This window comes from Streptomyces sp. NPDC021562, from assembly GCF_040640875.1.
Lineage (GTDB): Bacteria > Actinomycetota > Actinomycetes > Streptomycetales > Streptomycetaceae > Streptomyces.
Genome location: NZ_JBFACN010000004.1, coordinates 220,150 through 241,907, shown reverse-complemented (window position 1 = coordinate 241,907; position 21,758 = coordinate 220,150). Strand labels below are relative to the sequence as shown.

The window sequence follows — 21,758 nt, the reverse complement described above, 5'->3', positions numbered from 1 at the left end:
CCCGTCCTGTCGGATGTTCAGTGGCCGTGCGAGCGAGCCGGGTCGTCCACGGTCGGGTGGCCGCCCGTCCTGTGGGCGAGGCGCAGGTCCTGGAGGTAGGCCCGGGAGCACATGGCACTCAGGACCGCGATGCCGCCGCGGTGCACGCGGACCTCGCTGTCGGCTGCGGCACCGGTCAGACGGATTCGGCGGGCCCCGGTGGCCGGTTCCCCGACGGTCCGGCCCTGCGCGTCCTTGACCTTGCCGCGGGCGGTCCAACGCAGGTCCCAGTGCTCGACCACGGCGTCTTCCGGCACCAGCAGTTTGACCGTGGCGCGTTGGAGTTCCAGGCGCAGCTCGATGTCGTCAGGCAGGTCCGGGGAGCGCAGGTCGAGCACGGCCAGGCCCCGACGAGCACGCACCTGGATGTGTGCTGCACGGGTCCAGTTGCCCAGCCGCTTGGTCGTGGCGTGGTCGGCGTGGACGCGCTCGGTGGCGGCGGGCGTCTCAGTGCTGGTGGTGGTCATGTTCGTGGTCTCCGTCCGGTCGTGGGTCCCGCTCACTTCTGTCCGATAGTTGCACTGCAACTAGTATCAAGTCAACTAGTTTCAGCGTGGGTAGTATGCGCGCATGAGCACCCCGCCCCGTAGTTCCCCGCTGGCCCTGACCGTGCTGGCCCTGTTGCACTTCCAGCCGCTGCACCCGTACGGCATCCAGAGATTGATCAAGCAGTGGGGGAAGGACGAGGTCGTCAATGTCGGCCAGCGCGCGAGCCTCTACCGAACGATCGACCGGCTGCTCGCAACAGGCCTGGTCATGGTCCGGGAGACCGGCCGCGACCAGCAGTACCCCGAGCGGACGGTGTATGAGCTGACCGACGCGGGGCGCTCGACCATGCGCGTCTGGCTGTACGAGATGCTGGCCGCGCCGAAGCAGGAGTTCCCCCAGTTCCCCGCCGCGCTGTCCTTCGTCCTCATGCTCGCCCCGGAGGAGGCCCTCGATGTACTGGAACAGCGCGCCGCGGCCCTCGTGCAGACCCTTGACGCGCACGACAAGTCCCTGACGGAGCAGGCGAAGGTCCAGAGCCTGCCGCGGGTGACCAGGCTCGAGGAGGAGTATCTGCGCGCGATGACCGCCGCGGAGCTGGACTGGATCCGAGAGGTCACAGAGGACCTTCGCAGCGGCCGGCTCGGCTGGACGCCCGAGGAGCTGATCGGTTTCGCTCAGAGCACGGGACAGCAGGCCCTGGGCGGCCAAACGCCCTCGAAGTCGGACCAAGGCCTGGAGTGAGCGCGCCGCGCCGCACAGAGGATCAGCACGTCCGCACTGCACGGCCGCGCCAGTAGCACGTGGAGTTCAACGGAACGCCGGCCGGAGAGCGTCCCGTCGGAATCCGCCGTGAGTGACGCGCGCGCGAGGCTGTCGCGGATTTTGGCCGACCTGCCGGAGTCCGGCGCGGATGCCGATCCGGTCCTCATCGGCGCCCACCGCAAGCCCGCAGGGCGTCCTCCTGTCCGTCGAGGCCTTCGAGGCGCTGAGCGGCCGAGCGGCACGACGTGCGGCCGCCGCCTCGGCCACCGGCTCCATCGAGGCCGAGGGGCTCCACGCCTCGGAGGCGTCCGACCGCGACACCGAGGCGTATGTGAAGGGCGACCTCGACGCGGACACCCTTGTCGCCCGCGCGATCGCCCGCCACCAGCAAACTTCGGAGCGGCGGGCAGGGTGTGTTGGCGGCAGCGGAGGCTGACATCACCAGGGCTCGCCTCGTCCTGCTCACCGAACGCCCCCTGCCGCCGGTCGTCTGCGGGGTCTCCCCCGGCAGGAATTCGTCATCCGACTGACCGAGCTGTACGGCGACATGAACGTCCTCCACCCGTTCCGCGAGGGCAACGGCCGTGCCCAGCGGGCGTTCCTGGCCCAGCTGAGCGCCGACGCGGGATACGAGCTGAACTGGGCGGCGTTGGCCCCTCAGCGCAAGGAGGACGCCTCGGTGAAGAGTTTCCTCGGTGACAACAGCCTGCTGGAGCAGGTACTCGACGAACTCGTCACCACCACGGGGTGACGCCTCCGTCCGGAGTGATGATCTTGTGATCTGATACCCGCGTGGATGGTGTCGTCTCGGCGTTGATCGCCATTGTGGGCACGTTGCTGGGCTCCGCTGTCACGTACGCGTTCCAGCGCAACGCGTCCGCGCAGGAGCGGCTGTTCGTGAGTCAGCAGCAGCTTCGGGCGGACCGGATGGCCGTCTACAGCGACTTCGCCGGAGCGCTGACGGAGTTCCGGCGCGCGCAGCAGGACCGCTGGCACCGCAGGGAGGCGGATCCGGGCGGTGCCACCACGTACCCCGAAGCCCGGTCCGAGGCCCACCGCCTTCGCGGGGTCGCCCTGCACGCCTTGTTCAGGGTCCAGCTCATCGCGAGCGCGCGGCCGTTGATCGACACCGCGCAGGAGGCCTACGCCCTGACCTCCACCCTGCACAAGGCCGCCGACAAGACGGAACTGGCCGCCCTCGCCACGCAGGCGCGCGAGGTGCTGGAGCGGTTCGTGCAGTTCGCCTCGTCGGACGTGCAGTGACACCGACGCCGGCACGGGGCCGACGTACGGACACGGTGCCTTGGCGCCGTCCTCCCCCGTGGCGTTACGGTCTTTGCAGGGTCATGAACCGCCTGCCCCCAGGAGGCTCCCGTGTGCCGTCTCTTCGGCCTCAGCAGTGCCCCGCTCCGCGCGCACGCCACCTTCTGGCTGCTCGACGCGCCCGACAGCCTCAGTCGGCAGAGCCACCGCGACCCCGACGGCACCGGGCTCGGCTGGTTCGGTCCGGACGGCGCGCCGCACGTCGACAAGGCGCCCATCGCCGCCTACCGGGACCGCGCCTTCGCGCAGGAGGCCCGGCAGCGGGAGTCGGCGACCTTCCTCGCCCACATCCGCTTCGCCTCCACCGGCAGCCTCGACGTGCGCAACACCCACCCCTTCGAGCAGGACGGCCGGCTCTTCGCGCACAACGGGGTCATCGAGGGCCTCGACGCACTCGACGCCCACCTGGGCGACGACCGCTCGCTGGTCCGGGGCGACACCGACTCCGAGCGGTACTTCGCCCTGATCACCAGGGAGACCCGGCGCCACGGCGGTGACGTCACCGAGGGCATCCGGCAGGCCACCCGCTGGATCGCCGCGAACCTGCCGGTCTACGCCCTGAACCTGATCCTCGTCACCCCGCAGGAGCTGTGGGCGCTGCGCTACCCGGACACCCACGACCTCTACGTCCTGGAGCGCAGGCCGGGCGGGCAGCACGGCAGCCGGCACCTCGACCAGAGCGGCAGCCACGGCCGCATGCGGGTCCATTCGGCGCACCTCACCGACCACCCCGCCGTCGTCGTCGCCAGCGAACGGCTGGACGAGAACGCCGACTGGCGCCCGCTCGGTCCCGGCCAACTGCTCCGTGTGGACCCCGAACTGCGCGTCGTCCAGGAGACCCTGCTGCCGGATCCCCCGACCCACCGGCTCACCCTCGACGACCTGCACCCCGCCGCGGCCGCCTCCCAGAAAGCCGCCTGAGCGGCCTGCCGCTCACCGGGAGCCGCGTGCCGGGGTGCGCGCGGCCAGGGCACGCCGGTGCCCTCACGCCGAGCGTTTGCGGGCGGTCTTCTTCGCCGTCGTCTTCTTCGCCGCCGCCGACTTGCTCGCGGTCTCCTTCGCCGTCGTCTTCTTCGCCGCCGCCTTCTTCGCCGCCGCCGACTTGCTCGCGGTCTTCTTCGCGGGTGTCTTCCTGGCCGCCGTCGTCCTCTTCGCCCTCGACGCGGACTTCTTCTCGCCGGTCAGCGGCGTCACCTCCGCCTCCTCGCCCCTCGCCTCGCCCCTGGACTCCTTGGCCGCCCGGACGCTCTTCTCCAGGGCCGCCATCAGGTCCAGGACCTTGCCGCCCTGGGCCGGTTCGGGGGACTCCGGCGGGGTCTCGCCGGCCGCCTTCGCCGCGATGACCTCCTCCAGGGCCTCCCGGTACTCGTCGTGCAGGTCCTGCAGGTCGACCTCGCCGAGGGTGTCCATCAGGGCGTCGGCAAGGTCGAGTTCCTTGTCGCGGACGGTGACGTCGACGTCGGGGGCGACGCCCTCGGGGGCGCGGACCTCGTCCGGCCAGAGCAGGCCGTGCATGGCGATGGCGTCGCCGACCACCCGGAGCATGCCGAGGCGTTCCCGGCCGCGCAGCGCGTACTTCGCGATGGCCACCTTGTGGCTGCGTTTCAGGGCCTCCCGCAGGAGGGTGTACGGCTTCGCCGCGGGGGCGCCGCTCGCGGCCAGGTAGTACGCCGCGTCCATCTGGAGCGGGTCGATGCGGTCGGCCGGCACGAAGGCGACGATCTCGATGGTGCGGGCGGTGGGGATGGGCAGGTGGGACAGGTCGTCGTCGGTGATCGGGACGATCGTGCCGTCGGCGTCCTCGTACCCCTTGCCGATCTCCGACTGGGTGACCTCGCGGTCCTCCAGCTCGCAGAACTTGCGGTAGCGGATGCGGCCGTTGTCCTCGGTGTGGACCTGACGGAACGAGATCGAGTGGCTCTCGGTGGCGTTCACCAGCTTGATCGGGATGCTGACGAGACCGAAGGAGATCGCGCCGTTCCAGATGGATCGCACGTGCGGCTTCCCTCCGTCCGGGTCGTACGGTTTGTGTGAGATTGTCATCGTATGACGCCGATCACAGAGGTGGAGGGGCGAAGGGTCGCGCTCAGCAATCTGGAGAAGGTGCTGTATCCGGCGACCGGGTTCACCAAGGGGGAGCTGCTGCACTACTACGCGACGACGGCCGGGGTGCTGCTGCCGCATCTGCGGGACCGGCCGGTGTCGTTCCTCCGGTACCCGGACGGCCCCGACGGCCAGGTGTTCTTCGCCAAGAACGTGCCGCCCGGTACGCCCGAGTGGGTGACGACGACCGAGGTGCACCGGTCGGAGGGGGTGGCGCGGATGGTGCTGGTGCAGGACCTCGCGAGCCTGATGTGGGCGGCGAACCTGGTCACCGAGTTCCACACGCACCAGTGGGTCGCCCGGCGCCCGGACGAGGCCGACCGGATCGTCTTCGACCTGGATCCCGGGCCGCCCGCCACGGTCGTGCACTGCTGCGAGGTCGCGCTGTGGCTCCGGGAGCGGCTGGCGGCGGACGGGATCGAGGCGTACGCGAAGACGGCCGGGTCGAAGGGGCTGCACCTGCTGGCGGGGGTGCGGGGGGCGAGCAGCGAGCGGGTCAGCGAGTACGCGAAGGGGCTGGCGGTGGAGGCGGAGCGGGCGATGCCGCGGCTGGTGGTGCACCGGATGACGCGGAGTCTGCGGCCGGGGAAGGTGTTCGTGGACTGGAGCCAGAACGCGGGGCGCAAGACGACGGCCACGCCCTACACGGTGCGGGCGCGGCGGGAGCCGATGGTGTCGGCGCCGGTGACCTGGGAGGAGGTCGCGGCCTGCCGGGCCGCGGGGCAGCTGGTGTTCCGGCCCGAGGACATCGCCCCCCGCGTCCAGGACCACGGCGACCTGCTGGCCCCCCTCCTGGACGCGACACGCTCGGCCCCCCTGCCATGACCCCGACACCGGTCAGCCCGCGGAGCGTCCTACACCCGCCCCCACGTGTTCCGGTCCCGTGCCATCGCGTGCAGTGCCTCCACGTCCGCCGGTTTGAGGACGCCGCCCAGGCGGGCCAGGTCCGGCAGGTCGCGGTCGCGCAGGACGCGGGCCTCGCGGGGCGGCGCGAGCACCGTCACCTCCGCCGGTTCGGTGAGGGCGAGGATCGGTCGGACCTCGGCCGTGAGCGCGTACGAGGCCCGGTCCGCGTCGGCACGCAGCCGGCGGAGCAGCGGCTGCGGATCGCGGCGGCCGAGGGTGACCATCGGGTCGGCCACCAGCACCTTCCGCCTGCGGGCGGAGAGCGCGTGCACGCAGAAGATGCCGCCGGGGCCGATCAGCAGGTGGTGGATGCGGTCGCCGCCGGGCAGCGGCACGGAGTGCAGGGCGTGCCAGCCGGCGCCGTCCAGGCGGTCCAGGGCGTCGCCCACGGCCTGTTCCGCGGCCAGGGCGCGGCGGCGCGGGTCGGGGCGCAGGCGGCGCGACGGGCCGGGATCCCGGTCGATCGCGACCAGCAGCGCCTCGCCGGGGCGGTTGGGTGCCAGGTCGTCGTCCGGGTGCAGGGTCAGCCGGGCCAGTTCGGCGGGCGTCGGCACGGGTGGCGGGCCGACCGTGACCGGGCCGGTCAGGTAGGGCCGCAGGGCTTCCAGTACGTCGTCCAGGTGCTCCTCGCCGAGGAGGTTGACCCGGCCCGCCTCACGGTCGTACCAGGCGATGTTCCGTCCGTCCGTGAGGCAGACGTACAGCCGCTCCTGGCCGTGGCGCCAGGCCGGCACGACGCGCAGTCCGCTCATTGCGACATCACCCCTCGACCATGGGAACAGGCGGGGTGCTCCAGGGGCAAGAACCCCGCTACCTTTGACTGGGGTTGGCGCACGCAGCGGGGAGGCGCCGGTGCGGATCCGTGGGGAACGGTACGAGGTCCCGGCTCCGGACAGTCCGTGGAGCGAGGTGCTGCCCGGGCTGTGGATGGGCGGTCTTGAGTTCCGCGGGCGGTCGGGGCGGCTGGAGCCCGCCGTGGTGCGGGACGAGTTCGATCTGGTGCAGAGTCTGCTGCGGGTGCCCGGGCACGGGCCCGACGCGGGCGTGGAACACCATGTCTGGCCGATACCCGACGGACCGCTGGACGGAACACAGCTGGCGGGGGTGATCCGGCTGGCCCGGGCGGCGGGCGAGGCCCTGGACGCGGGGCGGTCGGTGCTGGTGCGCTGCTACAGCGGGTACAACCGGTCGGGTCTGGTGGTCGCCGGGGCCCTGCTGTACCGGGGGTGCACGGCCGAGGAGGCGATCCGGCTGGTGCGGGCCCGGCGCTCGCCCTGGGCGCTGCACAACGAGCTGTTCGTCGCCTATCTCCGGGCCGGTCTGTCGACCGCCCGTCTGCTTGAGGAACTCGCCGAGTAGCCTCTCCTCTGCACCGGCCCTCCGGAGCAAAACGGACTTCCATACGAATCTACGTCTAAGGTGTACGGGGCCGTCATCCGATCCGCCGGCCCGGACACCCGTCGTACCCGAGCCAGGAGCAGCGTGCCGAGCCGTCGCCCCCTTCGCAGCGCCGTCGTCGCGGCCGCCGTCGCCCTGCTGGCGATGACGGTGGCGGGCTGCGGCGACTCCGGCGGGCTGCGCGCGGCGGGGGCGACGCCGACCGCGGTCAGCCCCGCGAAGCTCTGGCCGGACCTGCGGCCGGCGTCCAGTCCGGCCTGGCCGTACGACGAGGGCAGCAGGCACACCGTGAAGGGGATCACGGTTCCCGGGGACGACATCCGCGCGGTGGATCCGGTGGCCGTCGTCCGCGCGGAGATCGCCTCCGACCCGGCGGACTACGGGTCCAAGGGGGTGTACCACGAGACCGTGAACCGGATGAAGGCGTGCGGGGCGGCCGGCGGCGGCGACCGGTGTCCGCTCCTGAAGCCCTACTACCGGGACCTGACCGGGGACGGGCGGGACGAGCTGACGCTCGGCTTCCGGCTGTATCCGACGAACCAGACCGCGCTGCGCGTCTACACCGTCGAGAAGCACCGGCTGGTGCAGGTGCTCGACGACAACGACGCGATCATCGGCGTCGAGCTGGCCGGGCGGGCGGTGATCGTGCGGTCGCCGGCCGGGATCACCGGGTACGAGTACCGCACGACCTGGGCGTGGGACCCGGACCGCAGGGCGATGGTGTTCTCCCGGGACGAGTTCATGCGCACGGGCAAGGGGCGCCACCACCGCACACCGGCACCGGCCCTCACCCCGCCCTCCGCCCCCACGGCGTCGGCCTCGGCGGGTGCCTGATGAGGCTTCCCCGCTGGGCCGGGACGCTCGCGGCGAAGTCGGCCGCGTTCATCACGGTGATGTGCTGTGCGCTGGCCGCGCTCCTCGGTGTGCTGGTGCACGTGTCGGTGACCGACCAGACCGTGGCGCAGGCCCGCGAACAGGCGCTGTCCCGGCTGGCGGAGGCGACCGGCGACTTCGAGGCCGGGGACACGCTGATGCCGGAGGCCAGGGTGGATCCGCGGGGGCTGCCGTCGCCGCTGCGGGCGCTCGCGCTGGCCGGCCGGCGCGGCACGATGGTCTCCAAGGAGGACGGCCGCCCCCTCATGTGGGCGGCGGGCCCGGCCGACCGGCACCGGGTGCTGGCGGTGGCCGTCGACTACTCCCAGCAGGCCCGCACCATCGCCGCGCTCGACGGTTCCATCCTCTGGTCGTCGGCCCTGGCCATCGGGGCCACGCTGCTGGTGGGCGCGTTCGCGGTGACCCGGGTGACCCGGCGGCTGCACGGCACCGCGCAGGTGGCCCGGCGGATCAGCGCCGGGGATCTGGACGCGCGGGTGGACGACCCCCGGACGAAGGACCCGACCCGGCCGCAGGACGAGGTGGCCGCGGTCGCCGCCGCGCTGGACGGCATGGCCGCGTCGTTGCAGAGCAAGCTGCTGAGCGAACAGCGGTTCACGGCCGACGTGGCGCACGAGCTCCGGACCCCGTTGACGGGACTGCACGCGGCGGCCGAACTGCTGCCTCCGGGGCGGCCGACGGAGCTGGTGCGGGACCGGGTGGCGGCGCTGCGCACGCTCACCGAGGACCTGCTGGAGATCTCCCGCCTCGACGCGGGCCGGGAGCGGCTGGAGACCGACGCGGAGGCGCTGGGCGCGCTGGCCGAGCGGGTGGTGCAGGCGTCCGGGACGGAGACCGAGGTGAAGGTGGTCCGGGACGTGTGGGTGGAGACCGACCGGCGGCGACTGGAACGGGTGCTGGGCAACCTGGTCGCCAACGCGCACCGGCACGGGCGGGCGCCGGTGGTGCTGACGGTGGAGGGCAAGGAGGTCACCGTGCGGGATCACGGGGCCGGGTTCCCCGAGTACCTGGTGGCGCACGGCCCCCAGCGGTTCCGGACCGAGGGCGGCTCCAAGGGGCACGGGCTGGGGCTGACGATCGCGGTGGGGCAGGCGGAGGTGCTGGGCGCGCGGCTGTCGTTCGCCAACGCGGTGGACGGGGGCGCGGTGGCGACTCTGACGCTCCCGTAGGGGCCTGAAGGCGGGAGGCGCGACTGCGGGTGGGCGGGGGCCGCTCGGATCCCACGCCACGCTGGCACCCTTGCCACAGCACGCATCTCACGCTATTTGGGTAAGTTCCGGACATGACCAAGGCCGGAACCACCCTCCCGGCGAGCGCGCCCGCCGCCCCCGCCGAACGCCTCCCCCGGCGCCGGGGCGTCGAACTCGCCCTGATCGTGCTGGCCGTGCTGCTCTGCGTGTACGGCTACTGCGCGGTCGGCCTGGCCAGGACCGGCACCGTCCCGCCCGGCGCCGCCGGTTACGGAGCCGGCCTCGGGATCCTCGCGCTCGTCGCCCATCTCGCCGTACGCATGCGCGCCCCGTACGCCGATCCGCTGCCGCTGCCGATCGGCGTGCTGCTCAACGGCCTCGGCCTGGTCCTGATCTACCGGCTGGACCTGGAGACCCCGGGCGACCGCGCGGCCCCCGCCCAGCTCGTCTGGTCCACGCTGGGCGTCGGCTTCTTCATCATGGTCGTGCTGATGCTGCGCGACCACCGCGTCCTCCAGCGCTACGCCTACGTCTGCGTGGCCGCCGCCCTCGTCCTGCTGCTGCTCCCGATCTTCTTCCCGGCCGTCAACGGGGCCCGGATCTGGGTCCGGATCGCCGGATTCTCGCTCCAGCCCAGCGAGTTCGCGAAGGTGCTGCTCGCGGTGTTCTTCGCCGCGTACCTCGCCGCCAACCGGGGCGCGCTGGCCTACGCGGGCCGTCGGCTGTGGTTCATGCAGTTCCCGACGGGCCGGGTGCTCGGTCCGATCGTCACCATCTGGCTGGTGAGCGTCGGGGTGCTGATCCTCGAACGCGACCTGGGCACCTCGCTGCTCTTCTTCGGCCTCTTCGTCGTCATGCTGTACGTCGCCACCGGACGCACCGGCTGGATCGCCGTCGGCCTGCTGCTCGCCGTGGTCGGCGCGGTCGCCGTCGGCCCTCTCGAGCCGCACGTGCACGGCCGTATCGAGGACTGGCTGCACCCCTTCGCCTCGATCGACGCGGGCCAGGGACCGAACCAACTCGCCCAGTCCCTCTTCGCGTTCGCCGCGGGCGGGGTGCTCGGGGCCGGGCTCGGCCTCGGTCACTCCGTGCTCATCGGCTTCGCCGCCAAGTCGGACTTCATCCTGGCCACGGCGGGCGAGGAACTCGGCCTCGCCGGCCTCTCCGCGATCTTCCTCCTCTACGGCCTGCTCGTCGAACGCGGCTACCGGGCCGGGCTCGCCCTGCGCGACCCCTTCGCCCGGCTCCTCGCGGTCGGGCTCGCCTCGATCGTCGCCCTCCAGGTGTTCGTGATCGCGGGCGGGGTGACGGGGCTGATCCCGCTGACCGGCATGGCGATGCCGTTCCTCGCCCAGGGCGGCTCGTCGGTGGTCACCAACTGGGCGATCGTCGCCCTGCTGATCCGGGTGAGCGACTCGGCCCGCAGGCACTACGACGGCCGGGTGGCCCCGTGAGCCGGCAGCAGGGGACCGCCGCGTACGTCCGCCGGGCCCGCGCGCTGTGCGCCCTGCTGCTGTTCGCCCTGCTCGTCAACGCCGCCCGCGTGCAGGTCGTACAGGGCCGCTCCTACGACGGCAATCCGGCCAACCGCCGCGCATCGATCGCCCGTTACGGTCTGCCCCGCGGGAACATCCTGGTCGGCGGCGAGGCGGTCACCGGCTCCCGGGACAGCCGGGAGCAGCTGCGCTACGAACGCACCTATCCGCAGGGCCCGTTGTACGCCCCGGTCACCGGCTTCGCGTCCCAGCTGTACGGCACGACGTTCCTGGAGCACGCCGAGGACGGCCTGCTCGCGGGCACCGACCCGATGTTGTCGCCGTTCCCGCTGTGGCACGACGGCAGCCGGGTGCCGACCCCCGGCGGGAACGTGGTGACCACCCTGAACCGGTACGCCCAGGAGGCCGCCTTCCGGGGCCTGGGCACCCGCAAGGGCGCGGTGGCCGCGATCGAACCCGCGACCGGCAGGATCCTCGCCCTGGTCTCCACCCCGTCCTACGACCCCTCGGAACTGTCCGGCAACGACAGCCGGGTCGCCTCGGCGTGGGCGCGGCTCAACGACGACCCGGAGAAGCCGATGCTCAACCGGGCGGTACGGCAGACCTATCCGCCGGGTTCGACGTTCAAGGTGGTCACCGCGGCCGCCGCCCTGGACGCCGGGGTGGTCACCGACCTGGACGCGCCGACCGACTCCCCCGACCCCTACCGGCTGCCGGGCACCACGACCCGGCTGACCAACGAGGGGGACGGCTGCCGGGACGCCTCGCTGCGGGAGGCCTTCGAGTGGTCGTGCAACACGGTCTTCGCGAAACTGGGCGTGGACGTGGGGGTCGCCGACATGACGACCGTCGCGCAGGCGTTCGGCTTCAACGACACCCGGTTGCGCATCCCGTTCTCCACCGCGACCAGCACCTTCGACACCCACGTGGACAAGGCGCAGCTGGCGCTGTCGTCGATCGGGCAGTACAACACGCGGGCCACCCCGTTGCAGATGGCGATGGTCGCGGCGGCGGTGGCGAACGGGGGGATGGCCCGGCCGCCGTATCTGGTGGAGCGGACCGAGCGGCCGACCGGTGAGACGGTGGGCACGGGCGGTTCGGGTCCGGTGCGGCAGGTGATGAGCCCCTCGACGGCCGTCCGCATGAAGGAGCTCATGGTCGACGTGGTCCGGGAGGGCACCGGCGGCAACGCGGCGATCCGCGGGGCCACGGTCGGCGGCAAGACCGGCACCGCGCAGCACGGTCTGGGCAACTCCGGGGTGCCGTACGCCTGGTTCGTGTCCTGGGCGCAGGCGGACACGGACGTGGAGCCGAAGGTCGCGGTGGCGGTGGTGGTCGAGGACGCGGCGGCCGACCGCGGGGAGATCAGCGGGGGCGGGGACGCGGCGCCGATCGCCCGGGCGGTGATGCGGGCGGCGCTGGGGCTCTGAGACTCCGGTCCGGCGGCCGGGGTCGAGGTAGATCCGTTGTCAACAAGTCGCGCGCAGGGGATTGACCACCTTGCTGACACGCGGTCTCATAAGACCGGACGAGGATGTACCCCCGGGTGACGAGGTGAGGGAGCCATGACGACCCTGACGGAAGCCGACGCGGTCGACGGACTGCGGGACGCGCTCGGCCTGCTCAAGGACCGCGAGCAGGTGGCCGAACGGCTGCTCGTCTCCTCCGCGAAGCACTCCTTCGACCCGGACAAGGAGCTGGACTGGGACGCGCCCTCCGAGGACGGCAAGTGGTTCTGGCCGCCGGAGCTGGTGTCGCTGTACGACACGCCGATGTGGAAGCGGATGAGCGAGGAGCAGCGGATCCTGCTCTCGCAGCACGAGGCCGCCGCGCTGGCCTCGCTCGGCATCTGGTTCGAGCTGATCCTGATGCAGCTGCTGGTCCGGCACGTCTACGACAAGGCGGCGACGTCCGCGCACGTGCGGTACGCGCTGACCGAGATCGAGGACGAGTGCCGGCACTCGAAGATGTTCGCCCGGCTGATCGAGCGCGGTGACGCGCCCTGGTACCCGGTGAGCCGGGTCCACCAGAACCTGGGGCGCCTGTTCAAGACGATCTCGACCACGCCGGGGTCGTTCACCGCGACCCTGCTGGGCGAGGAGGTGCTGGACTGGATGCAGCGGCTGACCTTCCCCGACGAGCGGGTGCAGACGCTGGTCCGGGGGGTCACGCGGATCCATGTGGTCGAGGAGGCCCGGCACGTGCGGTACGCCCGCGAGGAGCTGCGGCGGCAGATGCTGACCGCTCCCCGGTGGTCGCAGGAGTTCACCCGGGTGACCTCGGGGGAGTTCGCCCGGGTGTTCTCGGTGGCGTTCGTCAATCCCGAGGTGTACACGAACGTGGGGCTGGACCGGCGGGAGGCGGTGGCGCAGGTGCGGGCCAGTGGGCACCGGCGGGAGGTCATGCAGACGGGGGCGAAGCGGTTGACCGACTTCCTGGACGACATCGGGGTGCTGCGGGGGGCCGGGCGGCGGCTGTGGAAGAGCTCGGGGTTGCTCGCCTGAGTTCACAGCGCCGGTGAGTGACCCCGGCCCTCGTCGGGTCCGTCCGTCGCCGCCCTCGGGATGACCGGGGGGCTGTAACGGGCCAACGGTCTCGCCGTCGGGTCCGGGCGTACCGCGCCCAGGATGGGGTTGGCGGCGATCGGGGAGACCTTGATCTTCGCGCCGGGGCGGGGGGCCTGGACCACCTTGCCGTCGCCCAGGTAGAGGGCCACGTGGCTGGCCTCGGGGAAGTAGACGACGAGGTCGCCGGGGCGAAGGCGGTTGAGGGGGACGTGCGGCAGGTGTGCCCACTGTTCCTGGCTGGTGCGCGGGATGCGGGTGCCCGCGTGGCCCCAGGCCTGTGAGGTGAGGCCCGAGCAGTCGTACGACGTCGGGCCCGCCGCACCCCACTGGTACGGCTTGCCCAGCTGCCGCACCGCGTAGCGCACCGCGCGGTCGCCCAGCAGGGACGGCGGGGGCGTGGTGGCGCTCAGCGCGCCGGAGGCGGTCAGGTCGCGCTGGGCGGCGGCGGTGTCCGTCCGCTCCAGGTCGGCGACGGCGGCGAGCTGGGCGGGGGTCAGGGCCGCCAGCATGCGTTCCACGTCGGACAGCCGGGCCCGTACCTCGTCGCGCTGCTTCTGCCGGCCCTCGGCGAGGGTGAGCTGGGTGTCGAGGGCCCTGCGGGCCTTGCGGGCCAGGTCGGTCTGCCTGCGCTCGTCGTCCGCGAGGCGGCCCACCGCCTCGGCGCGCTGCCGCGCCAGCCGGCCGATGAGGTGGCCCTCGTCGAGGGCGTGCTGCGGGTCGCGGGCGAGGAGCAGCCGGAGGTACGGGGAGATGCCCGTGGTGTTCTGGTACTGCTCCCGTGCCAGCCGGCCCGCGTCGGTCCTGCTGGTGCGCAGCGAGCGCCTGGCCCTGGCCAGCTCGTCGTCCAGGCGGGTCACCTCGGCGCGCTGGCGCTGCAGCCGTTCCTCGGCCGCGTTGTAGGCCTCGGTGGCCTGTTCGGTCCCCCGGTACAGCCGCTGAAGGTCCGTCAGCAGCTCGGCCACCGGACGCTGCGGGTCGGGCGCGGCGAGCGCGGGTACCGGCACGAGGACGGCCTGGGCCGCCACCGCGGCCGTACAGACCAGGCGCAGAAACCCTCCTGACACGTCATCACCTCCGATGCGGGACGGACCCTCCGTGCCGCATCGGCGATAATCAGACATGTATGGCCGGTTTGTACCGTACGTGTGCGCGGTTCGGCGCAACGATGTCACCCGTCGGTGTCAGCCGGCCTGGACCACGGCCACTTCGGCCTGCCGGCGCCGCTGCCGCCGCCCTTGCCCGTCGGGTCGTACGCGTACTTCCAGCCCTGGGTCAGGCCCAGGCGCTTGCTCTGGCCGCGGGGGACGCGGCGGTAGACCAGGACGGTGGGCGGGCCGCCGTCCGGGTCCGGGACCGGGATGCGGTACGTCTTCGGGGGGTGGCCGGTCATGCCGAGCAGCACGGGGAGCACCCGCCCGTCCATGGGGCCGCCCTCGAAGGGGGTGTCCTGACTCTTCACGGCACCAGTTTCAGCCATCCGCCGCGAGCGCGTCGACGAGGGCGGCCGTCTGCGGGTCACGGCGCGCGGTCACGCTCAGCACGGCGACGAACTGGTCGACCAGCCAGTCCCGCAGCTCCTCGACGGGCGGCTGCTTCTCCTCGTCCAGCCAGATCAGGGAGGCCGCCTCGACCGCGGTGATCCACATCCGGACGGTCATCCGGAGCCGGGGGCCGGGGCCGGCGACGCCGAGGTGGCTGAGGATGTGCTGCGCGGCGGCCCGCCGTACGCCGTCCACGATCGCCGTCGTCCGCGAGGTCTCCACCACGCTGCCGCCCTGGAGCAGGGCGCTGAAACCCGCGTCGTGCTGGTCGACGAAGGTCAGGTAGCGGTCGAGGGCCCGGGACAGCCGGGGCAGCAGAGGGCCCTCGCGGGGTTCGTCGAAGCAGTGCTCCAGCTCCTCGGCGGCGGACCTGAGCGCGGCCTCGTAGAGCTGCTGCTTGCCGCCCGGGAAGTACCGGTACACCAGCGGACGGGAGACCCCGGCCGTCTCCGCCACGTCGTCCAGCGAGACGTCCTCGGGCAGGCGGTGCGCGAAGAGGGAGAGGGCCGCGTCGAGCAGCTGGCTGCGCCGCTCCTCGACGGACAGCCTGCGGTAGGCGGGGGTGGCGGCCTGCGGGGTCATATGTGCAGGGTATGTGTTCCGCCGGGGGTGCCGCGATGGGGTGGTGGCCGGGTGCGGGTGCATCGTGGCCGGTCGCGCAGTTCCCCGCGCCCCTGACGGGGCGCGGGGAACTGCGCGAGCAAGCACGACGTGCCCGCGGCCGACAGGCGATCAGGCGCCGACGCTCACCGAGGCCAGGTACGCCTCCGTCTTCTCCGGCTCGTAGAAGAAGTTCTCGAAGTCGGCCGGGTCGTTGAACGCGTTGGCGAAGCGGTCCGCGACCGGCTGGAGCTGGCCGGCGGCGCCGATCAGGTTGAGGATGTGCTCCGGCGGCGGCGCCAGCATCGCGTTCGTCCACTTGGTGACGTGCTGGGCCGTGTTCCAGTAGCGGTCGAACGTCGCCTGCATCCAGGCCTCGTCGAACTCCTTCTCACCGTGTTCGAGGATCGAGGCGAGGTAGGAGGCCGCGCACTTGGCGGCCGAGTTGGAGCCCTGGCCGGTGATCGGGTCGTTGGCCACGACCACGTCCGCGACGCCCAGCACCAGGCCGCCGCCGGGGAGCCGGCCGATCGGGTTGCGGACGGTGGGGGCGTAGCGGCCGGCGAGGGTGCCGCCGGCGTCGGTCAGTTCGACCTTGCCGGCCCGCGCGTACTCCCAGGGCGTGTACCGCTCCATGAGTTCCAGGGTCAGGGAGAGGTGCTCCGAGGGGTCCTTGACGCCGTTGAAGACGTCCAGCGGGCCGCCGGGTATGCCCTCCCAGAAGAGGATGTCGGCGGGTCCCGAGGTGGTCAGGGTGGGCATGACGAAGAGCTCGCCGACGCCGGGGACCAGGTTGCAGCGGACCGCGCGGAAGTCCGGGTGCTCGGGGCGCGGGCCGAGGCCGTGGACGTAGGCGACGGCGAGGGCCCGCTGCGGCTCCGTGTACGGGGAACGGGCGGCGTCGCGGCCGAACATGGACACCAGCTCGCCCTTGCCGGCCGAGACCAGGACGAGGTCGTAGGCGCGGGAGAAGTAGTCGAGGTCGCCGACGGCCGCGCCGTGGATGACCAGCTGGCCGCCGCGCTGCGCGAAGGTCTCCATCCAGCCGGCCATCTTCACCCGCTGGTCGACCGACTGCGCGTACCCGTCGAGCCTGCCCACCCAGTCGATCGCGCGGGCCGCGGGACCCTCGCCCCAGGAGCCGGGGGCCGCGACCGAGACGCCGAGTCCTTCGATCTTCGGGGCCTGGGACTCCCAGAAGTTCAGCTGGAGATCGCGTTCGTGCTGCAGTGCCGTGTGGAACATGCACTGCGTCGACATGACCCGGCCGGAACGGATCTCGTCCGAGGTCCGGTTCGACATCAGGGTGACCTCGTAGCCGTGCGACTGGAGGCCGAGGGCGAGCTGGAGACCGGACTGACCGGCCCCCACGACGAGTATCTTCCGCATACGGGGACCGTTCTCCTACTCGGGGGTTTCGTCCAGCGCGTGGGCGACCAGGGACAACAGGGTCTCGATCACCGGGACACGACGGCGGGCATCCATGATCATTACAGGTATGCGCGGCGGAATCGTCAATGCCTCGCGCACGTCCTCGGGTTCGAAGCGCTCGCTGCCGTCGAAGTGGTTGACCGCGACGACGTACGGCAGCCCGCAGCTCTCGAAGTAGTCGAGCGCCGGGAAGCAGTCCTTCAGCCGCCGGGTGTCCGCGAGGACGACGGCACCGATCGCGCCCCGCACCAGGTCGTCCCACATGAACCAGAACCGCTGCTGGCCCGGCGTGCCGAACAGGTAGAGCACCAGGTCGTCGTCGAGCGTGATGCGGCCGAAGTCCATGGCCACGGTGGTGGTGAGCTTGCCGGGCGTGGCGGTGAGGTCGTCGGTCTCCTCGCTCGCCTCGGTCATCAGCGCCTCGGTCTGCAGGGGCGTGATCTCCGAGACGGCGGTGACCAGCGTGGTCTTGCCGACGCCGAAACCGCCCGCCACGACTATCTTCGTCGCGATCGGGGCCCGGCTGCGGTCCGTCTGCCACGACCGCACGTGCTCCTCCCCGTCGAGGAGCGGGTTGACGCCGGCGGCGTCAGAGACGGCGTAGTCCACTCAGCACCCTTTCCAGCAGAGCGCGGTCCGGGCGGCCGACGCCGTGACCGGTTCCGGTTCCGTACACACGGATCTTTCCCTGGTCCGCGAGGTCACTGAGCAGGACCCGGACCACGCCGAGCGGCATCTTCAGCAGCGCGGCGATCTCGGCCACCGTACGCATACGGCGGCACAGCTCGACGATGGCCTGCAGCTCCGGCATCACCCGGGTGTTGAGGGAGCCATTCGTCAGTTCCTTGCGCTCCTCCGGGGCCTCCAGGGCCGCCACGAACGTCTCCACGAGGAGGACGTGGCCGAAGCGGGTACGGCCGCCGGTGAGCGAGTAGGGGCGGACGCGGGCGGGTTTGCGGTCGCCGCCGCGGACCGGGAGGTGCTGCCTGTGGTTCTTCGGCGCGCTGCTCATCGGCCGCTCCTCGGCGCGTCGTTCTCCAGTGATTTCCGTAGCTCGCTGCGGAGCTCGGGGGTCAGGACGTGACCGGCGCGGCCGACGAACAGGGCCATGTGATAGGCGACGACGCTCATGTCGCACTCCGCGCTGCCGTGCACGCCGAGCAGCGAGCCGTCGCTGATGGACATCACGAAGAGGCTGCCCTCGTCCATCGCGACCATCGTGTGCTTGACCGGGCCGAAGTCCATCAGCTTCGCGGCGCCGACGGTGAGGCTGCCGATGCCGGAGACGATGGTGGCGAGGTCGGCGGCGGAGCCGCGCGGGCCGGTGCGCCTCTCGCTCTGCGCCTCGCGGGCCGCCTCGTTCCGGCTGGTGTCCGAGGAGAGCAGGAGGAGGCCGTCCGAGGAGACCACGGCGACCGACTGGATACCTGGCACCTCCTCGACGAGGTTGCTCAGCAGCCAGTGCAGGTTGCGTGCCTCACTGCTCAGTCCGAAGGTACTGGGCGCGGTCAACTGCTTGCCTCCTCGACTGTGCCCCCCGTGGCTTCTTCGGATACGGCTGTCGCGCGTCCGGCCGGTGCGTTGCTCGGCACCTGGTTCTGGCCGGTCTGTTCGGCGATCTCCGCCTCGACGTCGCGCCGCCCCGCGTCGGCGCCGCGGCGGAAGCCGCCGAGCCTGCGGCGGAGGGCCTCGGCGTCCACGCCGGTGCCGCGCTGGCGGGGCGGCGGAGCGGGCGCGGTGATCTTGGGGGTGCGCTTGGGGAGGCCCTTGCTGGTGACGGGGTCCTCGGCGTCGGCGAGGGCGTCACCGCCGTCGCCGGGTGCGGGCAGCGGGCGGGCGTGTTCCTCGGATCCCCCGAAGGCGCTCCCACCCGTGCGGGTGCCGTCGCCGGACCCGGGCGTCCCCGGCGGCACGCGCTCACCGTCACCGGCCGCGGTCGACGGCCGACTCCGGACCTCCGCGTCCGCGGGATGCGCCCGCCCCTCACTCCCGGCCCCCCAGGGCAGCCCCGCCGACGGCACGGCGCGCCCCTGTTCCCCGGCCGGCCCGGACCCGGAGTGCTCCCCCGGAGGAACGGCCCCGGCCCGGCCTCCGGACGCGGCGGCCCCCGACTGCTCCCCCACACGCCCCCAGGCCTCGGCGGCAGGGGGCTGCTCCCCGGCTTCGGTCAGCCCGGGACGGGCCGCGGGAGGGTATGCATGGGGCTGGTCGTCGGGCACGCCGATCCGGGACTGCTCTCCCACGGACACGCCTCGCGACCGGCCCCAGGCCTCGGCGGCCCGGGGCCCACCCTCGACGGGCCCGGAGCGGTCCGCCGGAGGGAAGACGTCGGACTGGTCGCCGGACACGTCGGGGCGGGGCTGCTCCGCCGCCGACGCGCCTCGCGGCCGCTCCTCGGATGCATCGACCCGCGGCCGCTCCCCGGCCGGGGCAGACCCGAAGGCGTCCCCCGGAGGAACGGCGCCGGACCGGTCGCCGGGTGCGGCGGGGCGTGGCTGTTCACCGGCGGACACGGTCTCCGGCTGGTCGGCGGGGGTGGTGGGGCGGGGTTCGGGCTCCGTCGGTGCGAGGTCCGGGAGGAGGAGTTCCATCGTCGTCTCGGCGGGCGTCTCCGGCGGCGCCGCCTGCTCGTGCCCGGGGTCCTCGTCGGCCTCGTGGGCGGCCACCGCGTGCTCCGCCAGCGTCACCAGCGGGTCGCCCGACGTGGCGCGGCCGTGCAGGACGTTGGAGTTGGCCTCCGCGTCCGCGCCGGGCAGCGAGAAGGTGCCGGTCGCGGTGGCCGCGGAGGCCGGGGCCACCGCCGCGGGGGGCGCCGCCAGCAGGGACTGGGGCAGGACGACGACCGCCGCCACCCCGCCCTGCTTCTGCTCGCGCAGCTGCACGCGGACGCCGTGCCGGTGGGCCAGCCGGGCCACCACGTAGAGGCCGAGGCCGAGACCGTCCTCGCCCTCCTGGTCGTACGGCGACTCCGGGTCGAACTCGGCGAGGCGGCTGTTGAGGCGGACCATGCGGTCGGCCGCCATGCCGATCCCCTCGTCCTGCACGGAGAGCATGACCTCGCCGCTCTCCAGCAGCCAGCCGGAGATCTCCACGGGGACGTCGGGCGGGGAGGACGCGGTGGCGTTCTCCATCAGCTCGGCGAGGAGGTGGGAGAGGTCGTCGGCGGCGAAACCGGCCACGTGCGCGTGGGGCGGCAGCGCGGCGATACGGACCCGCTCGTAGCGCTCGATCTCGCTGACCGCCGCCCGGACGACGTCGACCAGGGGGATCGACCCGGCGTGCTGCTGGACGTGCTCGGTACCGGCGAGGACCAGGAGGTTCTCACTGTGGCGGCGCATCACGGTGGCGAAGTGGTCGAGCTTGAAGAGGGTCGCCAGGCGGTCCGGGTCGTGCTCGCGCTCCTCCAGGCCCTCGATGACGGCGAGCTGGCGTTCGACCAGGCCGAGGGTGCGCAGCGCGAGGTTGACGAAGGTGCCGCCGATGCTGGTGCGCAGCCGCTCCAGCTGGGCGGCGGAGTCGGCCAGTTCGGCGCGCAGCTCCTCGCGGGCGTCGGCCATCTTCTGGCGCTGGCCGACCAGGTGCTTGCGGTCGGTCTCCAGGGTGGCGATGCGCTCGTAGAGCTCGACGCTGTGCGCGTGCAGGGCGTTGACGGAGCGGACGACCTGGGCGAACTCGTCGTTGCGGCCGGTGAACCGCACCGGTTCCTGGGTGCGCGGGTCCTCCGCCTCGGCGAGCCGCGCCGAGCCGCGGCGCAGCACGGACAGCGGGCGGGTGAGGCTGCGGGCCATGGCCGTGGCGATGCCGACGGCCACCAGCATCAGGGCGCCGACCACCGCGACGCGGATCTCCAGCGCGGTGACGTCGTCGTCGCGGAGCTTCGCGAGGTCCTTGGTGCGGTGGTCGTAGAGGGCGGACTCCACGCCCCGCATCAGCTCGACCCGCGCGGACAGCGCCGCGTCGAGCTTCTTGGAGCTGGTGGCGAGGTCGGCGTCGGAGAGGGTCGGCTGGTCGGTGAGGGCGGCCAGGTACCTGTCGGCGGCGTTGACGTCGTTTCCGGTGACCGTGGAGTCGTAGGACTCGATCGCCGCCGCGGGCGCGGTGTCGTGGAAGTCGGCGAGGGCCGCGTCCGCGCGCAGCCTGGCCTGCTGGGCGGCGGCGGAGAGGGCGTCGCGCTGCTTCTGGTCGGCTGCGGAGGTGGTGGTGCTGGTGACCGGCAGCCCGGTGAGCGGGCTGATCGTGGTCCGGGTGCTGCTCGGGATGCTGAGGGCGGCCAGGAGCAGGCCGCGGGCGGCGGCGGACTGCTGGACGGCGGTGTCGAGCTCGGCGTACGCGTGGGCGCCGGAGCCGGCCCTGGCCGGCGTCTGCTCGGCCAGTTGCTCGGCGAGCCGGTGCAGCTCGGCGATCGTCCGCGAGTACGCGTCGTGCGCCTGCAGGGCGGTGCTCTTCCCGGTGAGCGCGGCGCGTCGGACGGCGGCGATGCCGTCGAGGTCGGTGCGCAGCCAGCCGGGGGTGTCGGTGTCCGCGCGCAGGTCCTCGACCTGGCGGTCGACGCGGGCGCTGCGGTCCTCGGAGGGCGCCTTGGACTTGGCGCGGCCCGCCGCGATGTAGGTGGTGACCTCGTCGCGCTCGTCGGCGAGGGAGTTGGCGAGCGCCAGCGCGTCCTGGGTGCGGCCGGCGAGGGTCACCAGTTCCTGGGAGTCGCTCAGCTGCCCGGAGGCGGTCAGCAGCGCGGGCGCGCCCGCTCCGGCGATGGCGGCGGCCACCACGGCCACGGCCACGATCAGCCGGGTCCGGACGTGCTTGCGGCGGCCGGAGCCGACGGGGACGACGGCGCCCGCTTCGGAGGCCGTCTTCTTGCCTGTGCGCCGAGGCCGCGTCTTCTGCACCGGTGCTCGCATTCCTGAACTCGTGTACCCAAGGGGCCGGGTGGCACCCCGTCATCATCCCGGCATTTCGGTGCCAAGTGGTGCGTGCTCTTGCTCATGTGCACCGATATGTCGGTCCCCGACCCTCCCAGCG

At 72.7% G+C, this 21,758-nt stretch carries 23 protein-coding genes; 12 read left to right on the top strand and 11 right to left on the bottom strand.

Going from position 1 to position 21,758, the window contains the following annotated elements; translation table 11 throughout:
* Positions 1–17 precede the first annotated feature (17 nt).
* Entirely contained in the window at positions 18–506 is a 489-nt protein-coding gene (locus tag AB0G52_RS08105) for a hypothetical protein (protein ID WP_361334770.1), read from the bottom strand.
* 103 nt (positions 507–609) lie between these two features.
* Between AB0G52_RS08105 and AB0G52_RS08100 the strand changes: the two genes are divergently transcribed.
* The 5 genes from AB0G52_RS08100 to AB0G52_RS08080 all read left to right on the top strand — a co-directional run bounded on the left by AB0G52_RS08100 (position 610) and on the right by AB0G52_RS08080 (position 3,534).
* Positions 610–1,269, top strand: coding sequence for a PadR family transcriptional regulator (locus AB0G52_RS08100; protein ID WP_132888850.1), 660 nt, complete (start codon positions 610–612; stop codon positions 1,267–1,269).
* Positions 1,270–1,438: 169 nt separating this feature from the next.
* Entirely contained in the window at positions 1,439–1,726 is a 288-nt protein-coding gene (locus AB0G52_RS08095) for a hypothetical protein (protein ID WP_361334767.1), read from the top strand.
* 54 nt (positions 1,727–1,780) lie between these two features.
* Positions 1,781–2,041, top strand: a complete 261-nt coding sequence (locus AB0G52_RS08090; RefSeq protein WP_361335129.1) for a Fic family protein — start codon at positions 1,781–1,783, stop codon at positions 2,039–2,041.
* Positions 2,042–2,082: 41 nt separating this feature from the next.
* A complete protein-coding gene (locus AB0G52_RS08085; protein WP_132888847.1) occupies positions 2,083–2,553 on the top strand; it encodes a hypothetical protein in 471 nt (156 codons plus the stop codon).
* A gap of 111 nt (positions 2,554–2,664) precedes the next feature.
* Positions 2,665–3,534 (top strand): class II glutamine amidotransferase, encoded by an 870-nt coding sequence (locus tag AB0G52_RS08080; RefSeq protein ID WP_361334764.1) that lies wholly within the window; start codon positions 2,665–2,667, stop codon positions 3,532–3,534.
* A 63-nt stretch (positions 3,535–3,597) separates the two neighbouring features.
* Here the strand turns inward: AB0G52_RS08080 and AB0G52_RS08075 are convergent, their stop codons facing one another.
* The gene (locus tag AB0G52_RS08075) at positions 3,598–4,608 is read right to left on the bottom strand and encodes a Ku protein (protein WP_361334761.1); all 1,011 of its coding nucleotides are present in this window, start codon (positions 4,606–4,608) and stop codon (positions 3,598–3,600) included.
* A 51-nt stretch (positions 4,609–4,659) separates the two neighbouring features.
* Here AB0G52_RS08075 and ligD point away from each other — a divergent pair, with 51 nt between their 5' ends.
* Positions 4,660–5,541 (top strand): non-homologous end-joining DNA ligase, encoded by an 882-nt coding sequence (gene ligD / locus AB0G52_RS08070; RefSeq protein WP_361334758.1) that lies wholly within the window; start codon positions 4,660–4,662, stop codon positions 5,539–5,541.
* A gap of 29 nt (positions 5,542–5,570) precedes the next feature.
* Here ligD and AB0G52_RS08065 read toward each other — a convergent pair whose 3' ends face one another.
* Complete coding sequence (locus AB0G52_RS08065; protein WP_361334755.1) at positions 5,571–6,374, bottom strand: nuclease-related domain-containing protein; 804 nt, start codon at positions 6,372–6,374, stop codon at positions 5,571–5,573.
* 100 nt (positions 6,375–6,474) lie between these two features.
* Between AB0G52_RS08065 and AB0G52_RS08060 the strand changes: the two genes are divergently transcribed.
* The 6 genes from AB0G52_RS08060 to AB0G52_RS08035 all read left to right on the top strand — a co-directional run bounded on the left by AB0G52_RS08060 (position 6,475) and on the right by AB0G52_RS08035 (position 13,104).
* Positions 6,475–6,981, top strand: a complete 507-nt coding sequence (locus tag AB0G52_RS08060; RefSeq protein ID WP_165939356.1) for a dual specificity protein phosphatase family protein — start codon at positions 6,475–6,477, stop codon at positions 6,979–6,981.
* A gap of 123 nt (positions 6,982–7,104) precedes the next feature.
* Positions 7,105–7,854 (top strand): hypothetical protein, encoded by a 750-nt coding sequence (locus tag AB0G52_RS08055; protein WP_132888842.1) that lies wholly within the window; start codon positions 7,105–7,107, stop codon positions 7,852–7,854.
* The gene (locus AB0G52_RS08050) at positions 7,854–9,083 is read left to right on the top strand and encodes an ATP-binding protein (RefSeq protein WP_361334751.1); all 1,230 of its coding nucleotides are present in this window, start codon (positions 7,854–7,856) and stop codon (positions 9,081–9,083) included. The genes AB0G52_RS08055 and AB0G52_RS08050 overlap by 1 nt, the downstream gene beginning before the upstream one ends.
* 113 nt (positions 9,084–9,196) lie before the next feature.
* Positions 9,197–10,558: an FtsW/RodA/SpoVE family cell cycle protein gene (locus AB0G52_RS08045; RefSeq protein WP_132888840.1), complete on the top strand. Its 1,362-nt coding sequence runs from the start codon at positions 9,197–9,199 to the stop codon at positions 10,556–10,558.
* A complete protein-coding gene (locus AB0G52_RS08040) occupies positions 10,555–12,030 on the top strand; it encodes a penicillin-binding transpeptidase domain-containing protein (RefSeq protein ID WP_132888839.1) in 1,476 nt (491 codons plus the stop codon). Before AB0G52_RS08045 ends, AB0G52_RS08040 begins: the two co-directional genes overlap by 4 nt.
* A gap of 135 nt (positions 12,031–12,165) precedes the next feature.
* Positions 12,166–13,104 carry a diiron oxygenase gene (locus tag AB0G52_RS08035; protein ID WP_361334747.1) on the top strand — a complete coding sequence of 313 codons (939 nt, stop codon included), beginning with the start codon at positions 12,166–12,168 and terminating at the stop codon, positions 13,102–13,104.
* A 2-nt stretch (positions 13,105–13,106) separates the two neighbouring features.
* Here AB0G52_RS08035 and AB0G52_RS08030 read toward each other — a convergent pair whose 3' ends face one another.
* The 8 genes from AB0G52_RS08030 to AB0G52_RS07995 all read right to left on the bottom strand — a co-directional run bounded on the left by AB0G52_RS08030 (position 13,107) and on the right by AB0G52_RS07995 (position 21,625).
* A complete protein-coding gene (locus tag AB0G52_RS08030; protein ID WP_132888837.1) occupies positions 13,107–14,231 on the bottom strand; it encodes an NlpC/P60 family protein in 1,125 nt (374 codons plus the stop codon).
* Positions 14,232–14,335: 104 nt separating this feature from the next.
* Positions 14,336–14,626 (bottom strand): hypothetical protein, encoded by a 291-nt coding sequence (locus AB0G52_RS08025; RefSeq protein ID WP_132888836.1) that lies wholly within the window; start codon positions 14,624–14,626, stop codon positions 14,336–14,338.
* A 10-nt stretch (positions 14,627–14,636) separates the two neighbouring features.
* Positions 14,637–15,290 carry a TetR/AcrR family transcriptional regulator gene (locus tag AB0G52_RS08020; protein ID WP_132888835.1) on the bottom strand — a complete coding sequence of 218 codons (654 nt, stop codon included), beginning with the start codon at positions 15,288–15,290 and terminating at the stop codon, positions 14,637–14,639.
* Between the two features lie 150 nt (positions 15,291–15,440).
* Positions 15,441–16,697, bottom strand: a complete 1,257-nt coding sequence (locus AB0G52_RS08015; RefSeq protein WP_132888834.1) for a styrene monooxygenase/indole monooxygenase family protein — start codon at positions 16,695–16,697, stop codon at positions 15,441–15,443.
* A gap of 15 nt (positions 16,698–16,712) precedes the next feature.
* A complete protein-coding gene (locus tag AB0G52_RS08010) occupies positions 16,713–17,348 on the bottom strand; it encodes an ATP/GTP-binding protein (protein WP_132888833.1) in 636 nt (211 codons plus the stop codon).
* Positions 17,329–17,751, bottom strand: a complete 423-nt coding sequence (locus AB0G52_RS08005; protein ID WP_132888832.1) for a DUF742 domain-containing protein — start codon at positions 17,749–17,751, stop codon at positions 17,329–17,331. Before AB0G52_RS08005 ends, AB0G52_RS08010 begins: the two co-directional genes overlap by 20 nt.
* On the bottom strand, positions 17,748–18,251 hold the full coding sequence (locus AB0G52_RS08000) for a roadblock/LC7 domain-containing protein (RefSeq protein WP_132888831.1): 504 nt from the start codon (positions 18,249–18,251) through the stop codon (positions 17,748–17,750). The genes AB0G52_RS08005 and AB0G52_RS08000 overlap by 4 nt, the downstream gene beginning before the upstream one ends.
* Entirely contained in the window at positions 18,248–21,625 is a 3,378-nt protein-coding gene (locus AB0G52_RS07995) for a nitrate- and nitrite sensing domain-containing protein (RefSeq protein ID WP_361334740.1), read from the bottom strand. The genes AB0G52_RS08000 and AB0G52_RS07995 overlap by 4 nt, the downstream gene beginning before the upstream one ends.
* Positions 21,626–21,758: the final 133 nt, after the last annotated feature.